Annotated in this window: 18 protein-coding genes; 1 reads left to right on the top strand and 17 read right to left on the bottom strand. The window is 53.4% G+C overall.

Going from position 1 to position 15,986, the window contains the following annotated elements:
* Positions 1-70: 70 nt before the first annotated feature.
* Genes tolB through HO274_RS09785 form a run of 9 tightly spaced genes read right to left on the bottom strand, consistent with a single transcriptional unit; the run spans position 71 to position 6,642 of the window.
* Positions 71-1,357, bottom strand: coding sequence for a Tol-Pal system beta propeller repeat protein TolB (gene tolB / locus HO274_RS09825; RefSeq protein ID WP_273119183.1), 1,287 nt, complete (start codon positions 1,355-1,357; stop codon positions 71-73).
* Entirely contained in the window at positions 1,347-2,171 is an 825-nt protein-coding gene (gene tolA / locus HO274_RS09820) for a cell envelope integrity protein TolA (RefSeq protein WP_035416954.1), read from the bottom strand. The genes tolB and tolA overlap by 11 nt, the downstream gene beginning before the upstream one ends.
* The gene (gene tolR, locus HO274_RS09815) at positions 2,171-2,587 is read right to left on the bottom strand and encodes a protein TolR (protein ID WP_273119180.1); all 417 of its coding nucleotides are present in this window, start codon (positions 2,585-2,587) and stop codon (positions 2,171-2,173) included. Before tolR ends, tolA begins: the two co-directional genes overlap by 1 nt.
* Positions 2,588-2,589: 2 nt before the next feature.
* Positions 2,590-3,285 carry a protein TolQ gene (gene tolQ, locus HO274_RS09810; RefSeq protein ID WP_031595439.1) on the bottom strand — a complete coding sequence of 232 codons (696 nt, stop codon included), beginning with the start codon at positions 3,283-3,285 and terminating at the stop codon, positions 2,590-2,592.
* Entirely contained in the window at positions 3,282-3,692 is a 411-nt protein-coding gene (ybgC, locus tag HO274_RS09805; protein WP_273119174.1) for a tol-pal system-associated acyl-CoA thioesterase, read from the bottom strand. The genes tolQ and ybgC overlap by 4 nt, the downstream gene beginning before the upstream one ends.
* Entirely contained in the window at positions 3,689-4,735 is a 1,047-nt protein-coding gene (gene ruvB, locus HO274_RS09800; protein ID WP_031595442.1) for a Holliday junction branch migration DNA helicase RuvB, read from the bottom strand. The genes ybgC and ruvB overlap by 4 nt, the downstream gene beginning before the upstream one ends.
* 33 nt (positions 4,736-4,768) lie before the next feature.
* Positions 4,769-5,365 carry a Holliday junction branch migration protein RuvA gene (gene ruvA / locus HO274_RS09795; RefSeq protein ID WP_273119169.1) on the bottom strand — a complete coding sequence of 199 codons (597 nt, stop codon included), beginning with the start codon at positions 5,363-5,365 and terminating at the stop codon, positions 4,769-4,771.
* Positions 5,362-5,916 carry a crossover junction endodeoxyribonuclease RuvC gene (gene ruvC, locus HO274_RS09790; RefSeq protein ID WP_031595444.1) on the bottom strand — a complete coding sequence of 185 codons (555 nt, stop codon included), beginning with the start codon at positions 5,914-5,916 and terminating at the stop codon, positions 5,362-5,364. The genes ruvA and ruvC overlap by 4 nt, the downstream gene beginning before the upstream one ends.
* The gene (locus HO274_RS09785; RefSeq protein ID WP_031595445.1) at positions 5,917-6,642 is read right to left on the bottom strand and encodes a YebC/PmpR family DNA-binding transcriptional regulator; all 726 of its coding nucleotides are present in this window, start codon (positions 6,640-6,642) and stop codon (positions 5,917-5,919) included.
* Between the two features lie 156 nt (positions 6,643-6,798).
* Here HO274_RS09785 and slmA point away from each other — a divergent pair, with 156 nt between their 5' ends.
* Positions 6,799-7,416, top strand: coding sequence for a nucleoid occlusion factor SlmA (gene slmA, locus HO274_RS09780; protein WP_420537404.1), 618 nt, complete (start codon positions 6,799-6,801; stop codon positions 7,414-7,416).
* A 49-nt stretch (positions 7,417-7,465) separates the two neighbouring features.
* Here the strand turns inward: slmA and dksA are convergent, their stop codons facing one another.
* The 8 genes from dksA to HO274_RS09740 all read right to left on the bottom strand — a co-directional run bounded on the left by dksA (position 7,466) and on the right by HO274_RS09740 (position 15,956).
* Complete coding sequence (gene dksA, locus HO274_RS09775) at positions 7,466-7,888, bottom strand: RNA polymerase-binding protein DksA (protein WP_031595447.1); 423 nt, start codon at positions 7,886-7,888, stop codon at positions 7,466-7,468.
* Between the two features lie 61 nt (positions 7,889-7,949).
* Positions 7,950-10,052 carry a polyribonucleotide nucleotidyltransferase gene (gene pnp, locus HO274_RS09770; RefSeq protein WP_031595449.1) on the bottom strand — a complete coding sequence of 701 codons (2,103 nt, stop codon included), beginning with the start codon at positions 10,050-10,052 and terminating at the stop codon, positions 7,950-7,952.
* A 109-nt stretch (positions 10,053-10,161) separates the two neighbouring features.
* Entirely contained in the window at positions 10,162-10,431 is a 270-nt protein-coding gene (gene rpsO, locus HO274_RS09765; protein WP_031595451.1) for a 30S ribosomal protein S15, read from the bottom strand.
* Positions 10,432-10,527: 96 nt separating this feature from the next.
* Positions 10,528-10,827, bottom strand: a complete 300-nt coding sequence (locus tag HO274_RS09760; protein ID WP_031595453.1) for a hypothetical protein — start codon at positions 10,825-10,827, stop codon at positions 10,528-10,530.
* Positions 10,828-10,844: 17 nt separating this feature from the next.
* On the bottom strand, positions 10,845-13,169 hold the full coding sequence (locus tag HO274_RS09755; RefSeq protein WP_273119153.1) for a nitric oxide reductase activation protein NorD: 2,325 nt from the start codon (positions 13,167-13,169) through the stop codon (positions 10,845-10,847).
* Positions 13,170-13,183: 14 nt separating this feature from the next.
* Complete coding sequence (locus tag HO274_RS09750) at positions 13,184-13,987, bottom strand: CbbQ/NirQ/NorQ/GpvN family protein (RefSeq protein ID WP_031595455.1); 804 nt, start codon at positions 13,985-13,987, stop codon at positions 13,184-13,186.
* A gap of 125 nt (positions 13,988-14,112) precedes the next feature.
* Entirely contained in the window at positions 14,113-14,469 is a 357-nt protein-coding gene (locus HO274_RS09745) for a ribulose bisphosphate carboxylase small subunit (protein ID WP_031595457.1), read from the bottom strand.
* A 65-nt stretch (positions 14,470-14,534) separates the two neighbouring features.
* Complete coding sequence (locus tag HO274_RS09740) at positions 14,535-15,956, bottom strand: form I ribulose bisphosphate carboxylase large subunit (protein ID WP_031595459.1); 1,422 nt, start codon at positions 15,954-15,956, stop codon at positions 14,535-14,537.
* Between the last annotated feature and the right edge of the window lie 30 nt (positions 15,957-15,986).

Below are 15,986 nucleotides of genomic sequence, written 5' to 3'. Positions count from 1 at the left end.
GGTTGACGTAAAACTCAAAAAGTGGTTGCGAATGCTGCGTCCAGTATAACGCATACCCCCGTTCTTAGGTTTACTGCAACGGCCCCCAAACGGGTTCATAAACATCTCCCGTCTGGGTCGACAGTTTCTGACGGATTCGCCCATCAGTACTGACGATGGCCAGAACACCTCTCCCTCCATCTTGAGTGGAATAGAGCAGGTATTTCCCATTGGGGGCAAAGGTCGGAGACTCGTCCAGTGAGGTCTCCGTCATGGGCTGAGTCTGCTTCGTTGCCAAATCCATGAGCATCACATGAAATGCTCCTCCATCACGCTGAATATATGCCAGTTGCTTGCCATCCGGGCTCAACCTGGGAGAAACCGCATAACTACTGCCAAAGGTCAGACGTTCTGGAGCCCCACGCAGATCACTCAGGGCAATTCGGTAAATCTGAGGCCCGCCATCTCGATCGGAAGTAAAGTACAGGGTCTGCCCGTCCGGTGAAAAGTAAGGTTCCGTGTCGATTCCTCCGCTTGAAAGCAGACGTTCTGGCGCCTCCGAACCATCGAGGGATATCCGGTATATCTGTGAATGCCCATCCTTGGTCAGAACCACAGCCAGATGCCGTCCATCAGGGGTCCAGGCCGGAGCACTGTTGCTACCTTTATAGCGGGCCACCACATGACGAACCCCGGTAGCCAGTGTCTGTACCACTACCATGGGGCGATTGAGCTCGAAAGTCACATAGGCCATACGCTGACCATCAGGCGACCATTTGGGGGACAGAATCGGTTCATTGGTATGGAGCATGCTCTGCTCATTGAAGCCATCGCTATCTGCCACCTTGAGACTGCGGGCAGAACCATGCTGGGTAATGTAGGCAATGCGTGAACTGAACATGCCCTTGTAACCTGTGATGTTTTCCAGAATGGCATCAGCCGCATGGTGTGCCACCATACGGTACTGGTCCTCGGATCCGTCAAAAGACAGGTTGAGGTGTGCCATTCGGTTGGGCAACTCCACCAGGCGAAAATTCAGTTTGATATGATGGGTCGCCGGTTCTTCCTGAACATTCCCCACTACGATAAAGTTGGCATGTTGGGCCTGCCAGGTATCCCAATTCACCCCTTCCACATCGGCAGGTGCAGGAGAGACTCCTCGAGTATCCAGCGGGTCGAATAAACCGGAACGTTTGAGGTCAGCAGCAATGACCGCAGACAGTTGGTGAGAACCCAGCCCATCCCCAGCAAAGGGCAAAACGGCAATAGGAGTCAGTTGCGCTCCCTGAGTGACGATCTCGAGAGTCATATCCGCATGAACCGGCACTTGAATCAGTGCCAACAGGAGAGCGATGAAAATGAGCAAGTTATTTTTCATGATGGAGTTGTAGATGAGTCACTCGAAATAGTTGACGTAAAGCCACGTCACTGGGCAAGGGTAAAGGCTGGGAACGCAGGATACCGCGCAGAACCGCCTGATCATAGCGCGGGTCGCCGCTGGACTTGACGATTCTAACAGGCTCCAGAACCCCTCCATCAGGCAGTATGGTGACATCTACCTCCAGCGTCAACCCGGCAGGAACACCTTCGGGAACTTCCGTGTTCCCGCGGATTTTGTTGATGATGGCCAACTTGTAACGATCCACTGCTGCCGCTTGAGCGGCACGGGCATTCTGAGCCAACTGTTCGGCTTGACGGTGGCGCACCTCGGCATCAGCACGCATTTTGGCATCATTTCTTTCTTCTTTGAGCGCATCCTGACGCTCCTGACGCAACTGCTCAGCCAGCATTTTCTCCCGTTGCTTTTGGTCTGCCTGACGTTTCGCTTCCTGCACCGCTTTTTCCTTTTTTTTCTTGAGTGCAATGTCTGCCGCGCTGGGCGTTGCTGGCAAGACCGGTTTAGGTTCAGAACGAGGGGCCGGAGTGGACGCCACAGGGGGAGGAGCAAGGACTGGAGCAGGTACTGGCTGAGCTGGCGGCTCAGGCGTTACGGGTTGTGGCGGGGTAACTTCCGTAACGGTGGCTGGTTTTGGGATATCCGACCATAGTTCGGCCATCATGGGCGCAGGCTCGGGATGTCGTTGCCAGGACACACCAAATACCAGGACAGCCACAAACAGGGCATGAACCAGTAATGCCAGAATCCAGGCCCATAGACGCACTCCCCGTTCGTGATCAATGGTCTCAGGCATCAACCGGAGCGCCCCCGCGCCAGCAAGCCAATTCGCTTGATCTTCGCCTTTTTCAGCAGATCCATGACCTGTAATACTTCTTCATAGCGCACGGCACGATCTGCCGCAATGACTACTGGACGGTCTGGCTCCGAACGATGTAAAGCCCCCATCCTGTCCACCAGTCCATCACGGGTCACACTCTGTTCTTCACTGCCCTGATGAGTATCCAGCACCGTCAAATGCCCATCCAGATGCAGGATCACCTGCACCGGATCCTGAGACTGGGCCAGATTTTGCCCCACCGAAGGCAGATCCACCTGTCCGGGATTGATCATGGGGGCCGTCACCATAAAGATGACCAGAAGCACCAGCATGACGTCAATGTAGGGAACCACATTGATCTGACTCATCATGCGCCGTGGTTTGCGTGCCATGATCAACGCCCGTTCTGAGCCGGTTTGAACTGACGTTGCAGAATATTGGAGAATTCCTCCATGAAACTTTCAAAACGACTGGATAACCGGTCCGTGTCATGGGCATAACGATTATAGGCCACGACTGCAGGAATTGCCGCAAACAGGCCCATGGCTGTGGCCACCAGGGCTTCAGCGATGCCCGGCGCCACATGGGCCAAAGTTGCTTGGCCCACGTTGGCCAGACCCCGAAAGGCATTCATGATTCCCCATACTGTCCCGAACAATCCCACATAAGGACTGACCGAGCCCACGGTTGCCAAAAAAGCCAGATGCGACTCGAGGCGATCGGTTTCACGCTGAAATGTGGCTTTCATGGCCCGTTGCACCCCACTGGTAACGGCTGCCGTTTCCAGTGTCCCGGATTTACGATGACGAAGAAACTCCCGATAGCCGGATTCAAAAATCCGTTCCAATGCCCCGCTATTTTCGTTATGCCCCGCGGCACGCTGATAAAGAGCGCCAATATCCGAAGTCGCCCAGAACTCTTCTTCAAATTTTGCTGTTTGACGACGGGCCTTACCCAAAGTCAACATTTTTGTAAAGATATAGGTCCAGGACAGGAGCGATACCAACAATAATAGTCCCATCACGATCTGAACCAATATACTGGCCTGGAGAACCAAACTCACTAATGAAATATCCGAAGTAATATTCACCCTTCCACTCCCAGAAAATTCGCCAAGGTAGGCGGTATGGCCGCTACCGTAAAATCCTTCGCTGTCACGCAGGCCACCACCACCTGCGCGCGTACCAGACTTTGTTCGCCCCGCATGACCGACTGCCGGAAGGTCATCAAGCCATGACGCACCCCTGCCAGTTCAGCCACAGCCAGCAAGTTATCCCCCAAACGGGCCGGACGCTGGAATTTGATCTCGATACTGCGGACCATGAATAAGATTCCATGTTCATGCGCAACGCGCTCATGATCGAACCCCCGTTCATACAACCAATCCGTGCGAGCTCGTTCCATGTAGCGCAAATAGTTGGCATGATAAACCACCCCACCAGCATCCGTGTCTTCATGGTATATCCGAAGGGGAACCTCAATTCGCCGGACATTCATGAGCGCTCTTCCAGTATCAATTCACCGATAGTTTTTCCTCCCGCCGAAGGCAAGCCAAAATGCTGGAAGGCAGCAGCCGTTGCCATACGTCCCCGCGCGGTGCGTTGCAGGTATCCTTGCTGGATCAGATAAGGTTCCAGAACATCCTCGATGGTGTCTCGTTCCTCTCCAATGGCAGCAGCCAGGGTATCCAGTCCCACCGGCCCACCGGCAAACTTCTCGATGACCGTCTGTAATAACTTGCGGTCCATCATATCCAAACCCTTGTCATCCACTTCCAACAATTTCAAACCGGCATCTGCAACAGTCTGTGTGACGCACCCTTGTGAACAGACCTCTGCGTAATCACGAACCCGTCTTAACAGGCGATTGGCAATACGGGGGGTCCCTCGGGAACGGCGTGCCACCTCACGGGTTCCCGCTTCGTCCATGTCCATCCCCAGCAAACGGGCTGAACGGGTCACGATCCGGGACAATTCATCTTCCGTATAAAACTCCAGTCGGGCCACGATACCAAATCGATCACGCAAAGGGTTGGTCAACATCCCGGCCCGCGTGGTTGCCCCCACCAGAGTGAACGGCGGCAAGTCGAGTTTAACAGAACGGGCTGCCGGTCCTTCCCCAATCATGATATCGATCTGGTAGTCCTCAAGCGCCGGATAAAGGATTTCTTCCACCACCGGACTTAAGCGATGGATCTCATCGATAAAGAGCACATCGTTAGGCTCCAGATGAGTCAGCAAGGCGGCCAGATCCCCTGCCCGTTCCAGTACCGGTCCTGAAGTTTGACGCAAATTGACACCCATTTCATGGGCAATGATATGCGCCAAAGTCGTTTTTCCCAGTCCCGGCGGACCAAACAACAAGACATGATCCAGGGGTTCTTTGCGCCGACGCGCAGCCTCGATGAAAATCTCCAGTTGTGCGCGTGCCTTTTTCTGCCCCACATAATCGTCCAGTTGTCGTGGACGCAATGCCCGTTCCTGAACTTCTTCCTGGCGCGACTCCAGGTTCCCCCCAATCAGGCGATCCTGTTCAATCATTTGCTTTTCCTCACCTCGGATCTTGTCATGGGATCAGGACTCCCGACGTGCCAGCCAGCCCAAAGTCATGCGAATTCCCTGCTCCAACGTCAAATCCTCTGCCGGCAATTGCTTCACTGCCCATTGGATTTCACGTTCGTTGTAACCCAAGTTGCCCAAGGCTTGCGCCAATTCCACCGTAAAAGTGGAACCTATGGAATTAGGCAACGGTCCTTCAGGTGAGGGGGACAGGATCAATTTTTCTTTCAACTCCAGAAGGAGGCGCTGCGCAGTTTTTTTCCCAATGCCGGGAATGCGTGTCAAGAGATCCACCTCCTGCCGTTCTACCGCCTGTCCCAACGCATTCACAGAAAGCCCGGACAATACGGCCAGCGCCAGACGAGGCCCCACTCCACTGATTTTTAACAGTTGTCGAAATGCCTGCCGCTCTTCTTCTTCCAGAAATCCATACAGCAGATGGGCATCTTCCCGTACCACGAGATGCGTCAAAAATCGTACAGTCACATCCTGCGCCGGCAAACGCGTGAACGTTCCCAAAGGAACCTCCAGTTCATACCCCACTCCCTGTACCTCCACCACTATCCAGGGAGGGGCCTGGTGCACGACGATTCCACTTAAACGTCCAATCATGAAGGGTTTCCTGTACGTCCCGGCACTGAACGCCAACGGGTGGATCGGCGCCCTGCGGCAACCGCCGGCAAAAGGTCTCCATAAGCATGCCGCAGGGCACAGGCCAAGGCATCGGCAGGGTCGACCCGAGGAAGTTCGGTTAATTTGAGCAAACGCATGACCATGGCCTGAACTTGCTCCTTGCTGGCATGGCCGTGCCCCACCACCGCCTGTTTGACTTGCAATGCCGTATATTCATGGACCTCGAGATCACGCATGACCGCTGCCGCCAACAAGGCCCCCCGTGCCTGACCCAACAACAGGGTGGCTTGGGGATTCACATTGACGAAAACAATTTCTATCGCCATGACCTGCGGTTGATAATGCTCGATGACACTGGTCAATCCTGCATGAAGCACCTTGATACGCGCTGGCAGCGCTGCAGGGAAAGGCGTGGTAATGGTTCCGCTGGTTACATATTCAGGGTCTTTACCCCTCTGAGACACTTCGATGACCCCAAACCCGGTGCAGCGCAAGCCAGGATCCACACCCAGAATACGCAGGGCCACCATTCACTCGGACAGAACTGCGGTGGTATACACCGCTTGGACATCATCGAGGGACTCCAGGGCATCGATGAGTTTCTGCATACGTACAGCCTCATCCCCGGAAAATTCCACCTCATTCTGGGGTTTCATGGTCACTTCGGCAAATTCCGCCTTGAATCCACTTTTCTCCAGAACTTGTCGGATGGCACTAAAATCATAGGGGGGGGTCACCACTTCAAAACTGTCGTCTTCATGATGGAGAACATCATCCGCCCCCGCTTCCAGAGCCGCTTCCATCAAGCGGTCTTCGTCCGTTCCCGGGGGAAAAAGCATTTGCCCGCAATGCACAAACAGGAAGGATACCGAACCATCCGTACCCAAATTACCGCCATGCTTGGTAAAGGCATGGCGCACATCGGCCACGGTACGGGTCCGATTATCCGTCAGGCAATCCACCATCACTGCGGCTCCGTTGATTCCATACCCTTCATAGCGTATTTCTTCATAATTGACGCCTTCCAGATCGCCACTTCCCCGCTTGATGGCACGCTCGATGGTGTCCTTGGGCATGTTCTGGTCATAGGCTTTTTCCACAGCCAGACGCAATCGCGGATTGCTCCCAACGTCCCCGCCGCCCATGCGCGCCGCCACGGTAATTTCCTTGATGAGGCGAGTAAAAACCTTACCGCGCTTGGCATCGGCAGCGGCTTTCTTGTGCTTGATATTGGCCCATTTGGAATGTCCTGCCACGATGACCCGACCTCTGACTAGATAATGGAAACGTCTCTGATTTTAACACGGTCGATGGGGACTGGCAGTACTTGAAAAATGAAACTCTTTGATTCAAGCCAGGTTCGCTATAATACAGGGATTCACTCAACGACATTCCTGCCCATACAACGCACCATGTCCACCCCGGAACCCCCCGTTTCTCGTTCCCGTGCCAATACGGGAGAACGGCGTCAGGAAATCCTGCATACGCTGGCTTCTCTGCTGGAACGACCTCAATCAGAAAAAATCACCACTGCACTCCTGGCCAGTCACTTGAAAGTGTCTGAAGCGGCCCTGTACCGTCATTTTGCCAGCAAGGCAAAAATGTACGAAGGTTTGATCGAATTTATCGAACAAACCCTGTTTACCCGAATCAACCGCATCGCCGTCGACTTACCCTCAGGTCTGGCTCAGGTGGAGGCCACCCTGACTCTTCTTCTGGCTTTTTCAGAAAAAAATCCCGGCATGACCCGTGTGCTTACCGGAGAAGTTCTGCATCATGAAAATGAACGGTTGCTGGTGCGCATTGCGCAACTCTGTGAACGTTTGGAAGCTTCGCTTCGGCAAAGCCTGCGTCTTGCCGTCACCCACGGCGAAATATCCAGCGACCGTGCCATTACGGTGCAAGCCAATCTACTGATGAATATCGTCATTGGACGTTGGCACCAATTCAGTTCCAGTCAATTCCAACGAAGACCGCTGGAACATTGGGAGTTGAGTTGGACTCTTCTGAAATCCCTCGTACGAATCTGATTGCAGGCAGGCCCTCAGGGTCTGCCTGCATCAATCATGCCTTTGAAAATTACTTGGCGACCTGACGCTCGCGCATTTCTTCCAACTGTTTACAATCAATGCACAAACTGGCAGTGGGTCGTGCCTGAAGGCGTTTGATACCGATTTCAACCCCGCAACTTTCGCAGTAGCCATAATCACCGGCTTCTATTTTGGCAATGGTTTCATCGATCTTTTTGATCAACTTGCGTTCGCGATCGCGGTTACGCAATTCCAGTGCCATATCCGACTCTTGGCTGGCACGATCATTGGGATCGGCAAACACCGTCGCTTCATCCTGCATGGTATGGACCGTTCGGTCGATGTCCTGCCCCAATTCCGCCTTCCAACTCTCAAGAAGATGGCGAAAATGGGACAGTTGCAGGTCATTCATGTATGTTTCTCCCTCTTTCAAGACATAGGGAGAAAATTGTTTCAACGTGGCTTCAACCATGACAATTCACCGTATCAACATTCTAGACAGACCTCTCGGTCAACTCATCCTATCACGAAGTTCAATCTGCAACCACCGGGGGTTCCAGCAAGGCTTTGAGACTAAGACGCAAACGACCTTTTTCATCAGCCTCCAGAACCTTGACCTTGAGTTGCTGTCCCTCCTTGAGATAATCTCCCACAGCATTGACACGCTCATGGGCAATCTGGGAAATGTGCAGCAACCCGTCCCGGCCTGGAAGAACACTCACAATGGCGCCAAAATCAAGCAATTTCAGGACAATGCCTTCATAGATCTTGCCCACTTCCACCTCCGCCGTGATCTCTTCAATCCGTTTTTTAGCCAAGGCTCCGGCTTCTGAAGTCAGGCATGCAATATTGACTGTGCCATCTTCCTGAATATCAATCGTGGTTCCGGTTTCTTCCGTCAAGGCACGAATCACGGCTCCACCCTTACCGATCACGTCCCGAATTTTTTCCGGATTGATTTTAAGAGTCAGGATGCGTGGCGCAAAACTGGACAATTCTTCACGCACCATAGGCATTGCCTGCTTCATCAATCCCAGAATATGGATACGACCTTCGCGCGCTTGAGCCAGCGCCACCTGCATGATTTCCTTGGTGATGCCCGTGATCTTGATATCCATTTGCAGAGCGGTGACCCCCTGCTCTGTACCGGCTACCTTAAAATCCATATCGCCCAGATGATCTTCATCACCCAGGATATCTGTCAACACGGCAAAACGATTTCCTTCCTTGATCAAACCCATGGCTACGCCCGCCGTATGGGCCTTGACAGGAACGCCCGCATCCATCAACGCAAGGGAACCCCCGCAAACGGAAGCCATGGAACTGGACCCATTGGATTCAGTGATTTCAGAGACCACACGAAGCGTATAGGAGAACTCTTCCGGCGTGGGCAAGGTTGCCACCAACGCTCTTTTTGCCAAACGTCCATGGCCGATTTCACGCCGTTTAGGACTACCGACCCGTCCTGTTTCCCCTGTGGAATAAGGAGGGAAATTGTAATGAAGCATGAAACGATCCTTGTACTCCCCTTGGATCGCATCGATGATCTGCTCATCGCGCCCAGTGCCAAGAGTCGCAATCACCAAAGCCTGAGTTTCTCCTCGGGTAAACAGAACAGAACCATGGGTGCGGGGTAATACGCCCATGCGAATGGTAATGGGGCGAACCGTACGGGTGTCGCGCCCATCAATACGTGGGTCTCCATCCAGAATCTGGTGCCGCACGATACGTGCCTCCAGTTCACCAAAGAGGCTACGCACTTGATTTTGCTGGTCTGCATCGGCATCAGCGGAGAGCACCTGAGGCATGACTTCGCTTCGAATGGCTTCAATCCGCTCCGTACGCGCCTGTTTTGCGCGGATCCGGTAGGCTTCACGCAAGGGATTCAGGGCCAAGGCTTCAAGACGGGTGACCAAAGCTTCATCCCGTGTGGGAGGCATCCAGTCCCAGGGTTCCTTGCCTGCTTCATCGGACAGTTCATTGATGGCATCGATAATGACCTGCATTTGTTCATGCCCATAAACTACCGCGCCCAACATGACATCTTCAGGTAATTCACTGGCTTCGGACTCCACCATCAGGACCGCTTCTGCCGTCCCCGCCACCACCAGATCCATCTTTGACTGGGTCAACTCGGTTGCGGTGGGATTCAGCACAAACTGGCCCTCCACATAACCCACCCGGGCCGCTCCGATGGGGCCACTGAAGGGAAGCCCCGCCAATGCCACCGCCGCAGAGGCTCCGATCAAGGCAGGAATATCCGGGTCAATTTCCGGATTGCAGGACATGACTGTTGCCACGATCTGAACTTCGTTGTAGAACCCTTCCGGGAACAAAGGACGCAAAGGTCGGTCAATCAACCGGGAAGTGAGGGTTTCTTTTTCAGAAGGTCGCCCTTCGCGTTTGAAAAAGCCTCCGGGAATTCGCCCGCTGGCGTAGAACCGCTCCTGATAGTCCACGGTCAGGGGGAAGAAATCCTGGCCCACCTTGGCTTTCTTCAAAGCCACGCAGGTCACCAGAACCACGGTATCCTCCATGGATACCATCACGGCACCATCGGCCTGTCTGGCAATCTCTCCGGTTTCAAGAGTGACTTGATGGCGGCCCAGGGTAAATGTCTTGCGAATCGGATTCACGCGTTCATCCTCACTATCAATAGATTGTTACGTTCAGTATTGTGAAACAAAAATGCGGTGCGCCTATTACCTCGCACCGCATTTCGTACCAAAACCTCTTCACCGGATATTACTTGCGCAAACCCAAACTGGCGATGAGTTGGCGATAGCCATCCATATTGGTGCGCTTGAAGTAATCCAGCAAACTGCGACGCTGACTGACCAACTTGAGCAAACCACGGCGGGAATGGTGATCCTTGACATGGGCCTTGAAGTGCTCAGTCAGATGATTGATGCGATGAGTCAACAGTGCCACCTGGACTTCCGTCGAGCCGGTGTCTTGAGGGGTACGCTGAAAGTCCTTCATGATCTGCGCTTTATGAGCGGCGATTGCAGCCATGTCATTCTCCAAATACGGTAGGAATTCGTCCGAAAAACACAGGATTATACACAATTAAGTCAATACTGCCAACCAGGAGATATTTTTTTGACTCGATCAATCATCTTCTCCCAATTCAGGGTTCCAGCCATTCTTGCGCGCCCGTTTCACCGAAGCCTCATAGATCCTTTGATGACGGTCACGCAGTTCGGGCGTCAAACGGCTGGGCAAGTGTCCATATTTCTCCCACTCCTCCGATACCTTGTCATAGAGTTGCTGAATTTGCCCACTCGTCCAACCCGTGCCATCCTGATCTTCCGGCAGCAACCCAAACACCCAGGCATCCTTGATGATCTGAGCCAAATGGGTCATCCCCCCATTGAGATCGGAGTATACGCCTTTGTAACGTTGTTCCATAGTAATCCTTGTGAATTTCAGCGTGTCAACCCAGCATAAAGCAAAGGCAATTTCTCAGGCAATCGCGCCACCTGATCCACCACCAGGAAATTCTTGGCACCAAAAATCCGTGAAACATACTGATCTGCCCGTGGGTCGAGGCTCAGGCAATAGGTCAGGATCCCCGCTCGTCCTGCTTCTTCCACGGCCTTTTTTGTGTCGTAACGAAGATACTGTGGGTCACGCACATCCACATCAGCCGGCTCTCCATCTGTCAGCACCAGTAACAACTTTTTAGCCGAACGTTGCCTCTTCAAATGCTGTACGGCATGACGAACAGCGGCTCCCATACGCGTGGACAACTGCCCCTTCATACCCGCCAGCCGTTCTTTGGGAAGATCATCATAATCCTGATCAAAATCCTTGAAACGATAATAGGACACCCCATGCCGGCCATCGGAGCAAAATCCATGGATCGCAAAGGGATCTCCCACCTTGTGGATGGCATCGGCCAAGAGAACAGTGGCTTCACGGGTCAGGTCGAGAACCGAATAGTCCTGTCCCGCCACTTTGTCATTGGTAGACTCAGACAGATCCAGCAAAACCATGACCGAAATGTCACGCACCTTGCGTACACTGCGCATCATGATGCGAGGTTCGGGCTGTATGCCCATACGCAAGTCAATGGTGCTGGCAATGGCCGCATTCAGGTCGATATCATCGCCTTCCTCCAATTTACGCAAGCGTGTCACTCCTTGGGGCTGCATCGCATCCAGAATGAACTTCATGCGTGCAATCAGGCGCTTGTTGCGAAAGGTAATGTCCTCGATGAGCGCCAGATCCCCTCGTTTGGGGTGGCGCTCCAGTACCGTCACCCAGGAGGGCCGCTCAAGTTGAATTTGATAATCCCATTCCGCATAATGAAATGGATCTGAGAGCGGTTCCTTGCCTTCCTGTTCATTGAAACTGACGCCCGTATCCTCATAGGGAAAAAGTTCCGTACCCAGTACCCATATTTCCTGGGCATCATCTCCCGCCAGTTCGGTATCGATCTCATTGACCATTTCCATCAAATTGACCTTGCGCCGCACCTGACGAGGTTGATCGTAGCCTGCAGCCAGGGCTGCCTCGAAATCAAACCCTTCAAAAGCCCAAATGAAACGATTATCATCCCGATAAAGAGGACGCTGCCCATCTGTACGTGGATTATAAGCAATATTTTTAGTGCGGAAGGTATGGGCCAGAGAAACCCCAATGTCCCAAGAAAGTTGGTGATCGTTCAGGTTTTCTGCTTGGGCAAACAAGAGTCGTCCTTCCGCCACCCAAGGGTCGGGATCCTGATAGTTCGAATCCAGCAGGGCCCGACTCAGACGATTGAAATAATCACCAGCGCTTGCGCCCTGACCCGCATGGGTATGATGGCATTGAACCCACAATTGCGCCAACCCAGGGAAACGCCGAATGGCCAGGGTTTCCACGCGTGCGTCCTCAATGATCTCGATCAGGGCCATTTGCAACGGGTTCAGATTTTCTGCCGAAATCGGAGCCGTGGTCGCTACCCAATGAGCGGCGCAATGGGCGGCCGCAGCCCGGTATAAACTGAGGCCGGAAATGCCCTCATGGTCATCATAGGCATCGGGCACATGAAAGAAATAACTCTCGATGTAAGGTTTATATCCTTCCCTTCGTTCAAAGTCTCCGGAGGTGGGACGCATGAAGAAATCACGCCCCCACAGAGCGCGCAGATACATATTGATCCGGCGCTGAATATCGATGAAGAGTGTCCCTTTGCGCTCCTTTTGCAACATGGCCAGTGATTCTTTGGAAACCAATCCAAAATACTCGATCTGCGCTTCATAGTTGGTGCGATGAGCATGGGCTCCCCAAGTAGCCCAGCGGCGTAACCCACCCAAAGTCAACTGGTTCAGCAAGACTTCCAGATTGTCGAGCATGGGTCGAACCCCGCGGGGAGCCTGACCCAGGAGATGGTTAAGAAACTGGAGATACGCCTGAAACAGGTCGGCATCCCCCAGTCGGTTGGCCGCCACGGGAGCCGTCCCCAACAAGCGTTCAATCACCGTTCCAGAGGTCCGGGATGAAAATCCCAGCGCAATCTGTACGAGATCTGTCAGGCATTCCTCACCCACCGCCCGAGCCACCTGGGGGGCCACTTCAATCCAGCTCAGGACCAGTTCATTGCCACGCCCCAGATGTTGCAAGGCCGCTGTTCCCTTGAGGTAATTGTCCAGGCCGCGGGCCGAAAGTGCCCTTGTAGCCTCATGCCACTCGTCGTGCAACCTTTGCTGGCAGGCTGGAGACAAATCAGCCAGTAACTCCTGATAATCTTCGAGATGGATCGCCATGGTCCGCCCACTCCTTAAAAGAAGGTCATAACCGCCGCATCAAGGGCATCGCGCATGTCTGGATCATCCGTAATGGGACGGACCAGCGCCACACGGCAGGCATTTTTGGCATCCACCCCAGCGACAATCAAACTTCCGGCATAGATCAGCATCCGGGTGGAAATTCCTTCATCCAGTCCGTGTCCTTTCAGATTACGAGCCCGTTCTGCAATGGAAACCAATTTGCTGGCTACCTCCACAGTCACCCGAGTTTCATGGGCAATGATCTCCGTTTCAACCTCGTGAGCGGGATAATTGAAGTCCAACGCGCCAAAACGCTGTTTGGTCGACTGCTTGAGATCTTTCATCAAACTTTGATAACCGGGATTATAAGAAATCACCAACTGGAAGTCGGAATGGGCCTTGATCAATTCGCCCTTCTTTTCCAAGGGGAGTACACGCCGGTTGTCCGTAAGTGGGTGAATCACCACCGTGGTATCCTGACGCGCCTCCACCACTTCATCCAGATAACAGAGGGCGCCATACCGGGCGGCAATGGCAAGCGGTCCGTCCTGCCAGCGCGTCCCCTGGGCATCCAGAAGGAATCGCCCCACCAGATCCGAGGCCGTCATGTCTTCGTTGCAAGCCACGGTAATCAGAGGCTTCCCCAACGTATAAGCCATGTACTCGACGAAACGGGTTTTACCACAACCCGTCGGCCCTTTGAGCATCATGGGCATGCGCACACTATAGGCAGCCTGAAACAGTTCCACTTCATCCGCCACCGGACGATAATAGGGAGCCGTGGAAATTCGATACTGCGAAATGATATCACTCATGGAATGATTCCTTATCTGATTCTTGATCATGCCTCTTCCCTAACCAGGCAGAAAGAGGTCCGCCAACAAAAAGCCCCCGGCCCTCGATGTCGAGGTCACGGGGGCGGATGCGAGGACTTCCCCCGTTACACGGTCTTGCCGCGGAAAATCACCATGGAGGCACCTTGAGACTGACTGAAATTGTCGTAGCCAATCAAGCGCACATGATTGTCAGGGTTGGCCTTATGGCAGGCTTCGGCTTCGGCCAATACTTTTTCCACATCGGTTTCGCCAAACATCGGCAATTTCCACATGTACCAGTAAGAATCCATCAGGTACTCGGGCTCGATATGTTCGATGGCCGGGTTCCATCCCTTCTTGACCAGATACTCCACCTGCTTGCGGATTTCGTCCGCACCCATGGCCGGCAAGTAGGAAAAGGTTTCAAACTTACGGCTGGCAGGGTCGCTCAAGCGCGACTTGTAATCCATTACTTCACTCATGACTTCTTTCCTCAAATTAGTTTGCAGGGTCGTGTGGCCCTAGAGCCACACGACATCAGGCACCATTACTTGTGGGCCACGTCCAGTTTGTCCACGGTATCGAACTCAAACTTGATTTCTTTCCAGGTTTCCATGGCAATCTTCAGTTCGGGACTGTGCTCGGCGGCCTTGGTCAATACAGCCTTGCCTTCCTTCTCGATGGCGATGCCCTGATTGCGGGCTTCCACACAGGCTTCCAGTGCCACGCGATTGGCTGCGGCACCCGCTGCATTACCCCAGGGATGACCCAAGGTTCCTCCACCAAATTGCAGAACGGAATCATCCCCGAAAATGGTCACGAGAGCCGGCATGTGCCAGACGTGAATCCCACCAGAGGCTACTGGCAGCACACCAGGCATGGAACCCCAGTCCTGATCGAAGAAGATCCCGCGCTTGCGGTCTTCCTTGATATAACTGTCACGCATGATATCAATCCAGCCCAAGGTGGCTTCACGGTCGCCTTCCAACTTGCCCACCACGGTACCCGAGTGGAGATGGTCACCGCCGGACAGACGCAGCACCTTGGTCAATACACGGAAGTGAATTCCATGATGGGGATTACGGTCGAGCACCGCGTGCATGGCACGGTGAATGTGCAACAGCACTCCATTATCCCGACACCAGTTGGCCAGTCCAGTATTAGCCGTCAACCCGCCGGTCAGATAATCGTGCATGATGATAGGCGCGCCGATGTCTCGGGCATACTCCGCACGTTTGTACATTTCTTCCGGAGTGGGCGCCGTCACGTTCAGATAGTGCCCCTTGCGCTCGCCGGTTTCACGCTCCGCCTTTTCAATGGCTTCCATGACGAAGTCGAAACGTTGCTTCCAGCGCATGAAAGGCTGGGAGTTGACATTTTCGTCATCCTTGGTGAAGTCCAAACCACCACGCAGGCATTCATAAACCGCACGGCCGTAGTTCTTGGCGGACAGACCCAATTTGGGCTTGATGGTACAACCCAGCATGGGACGACCATATTTATTCATCACATCCCGTTCAACCTGAATCCCATGGGGAGGGCCGCCACAGGTCATGACATAAGCAATGGGGAACCGCACATCTTCCAATCGAAGAGCACGCAACGCCTTGAATCCAAAAACATTACCAACCAACGATGTCAACACGTTGACCACCGACCCTTCTTCAAAAAGGTCAATGGGGTATGCCACAAATGCGTAATAACAGGTATCGTCGCCAGGAACATCTTCAATTTTATAGGCACGCCCCTTGTAGTGATCCAGATCAGTCAAGAGGTCGGTCCACACCGTGGTCCAGGTTCCAGTGGATGACTCGGCGGCCACGGCAGCGGCCACTTCCTCGCGATCCACTCCAGGCTGCGGGGTGATTTTAAAACACGCCAATAAATCCGTGTCTTTAGGGGTGTATTCAGGGGTCCAATAGGTCTGGCGATATTCCTTCACACCAGCATTGTATTTCTTCACTGACATGGTTTTCCTCCATCAGGTTAACTACTACTC

It is taken from the genome of Ferrovum myxofaciens, from assembly GCF_013181415.1.
GTDB classification, from domain to species: Bacteria; Pseudomonadota; Gammaproteobacteria; order Burkholderiales; family Ferrovaceae; genus Ferrovum; species Ferrovum myxofaciens.
Note: the sequence above shows the minus strand (reverse complement) of the source record. Positions and strands in the feature narration are given on the sequence as shown.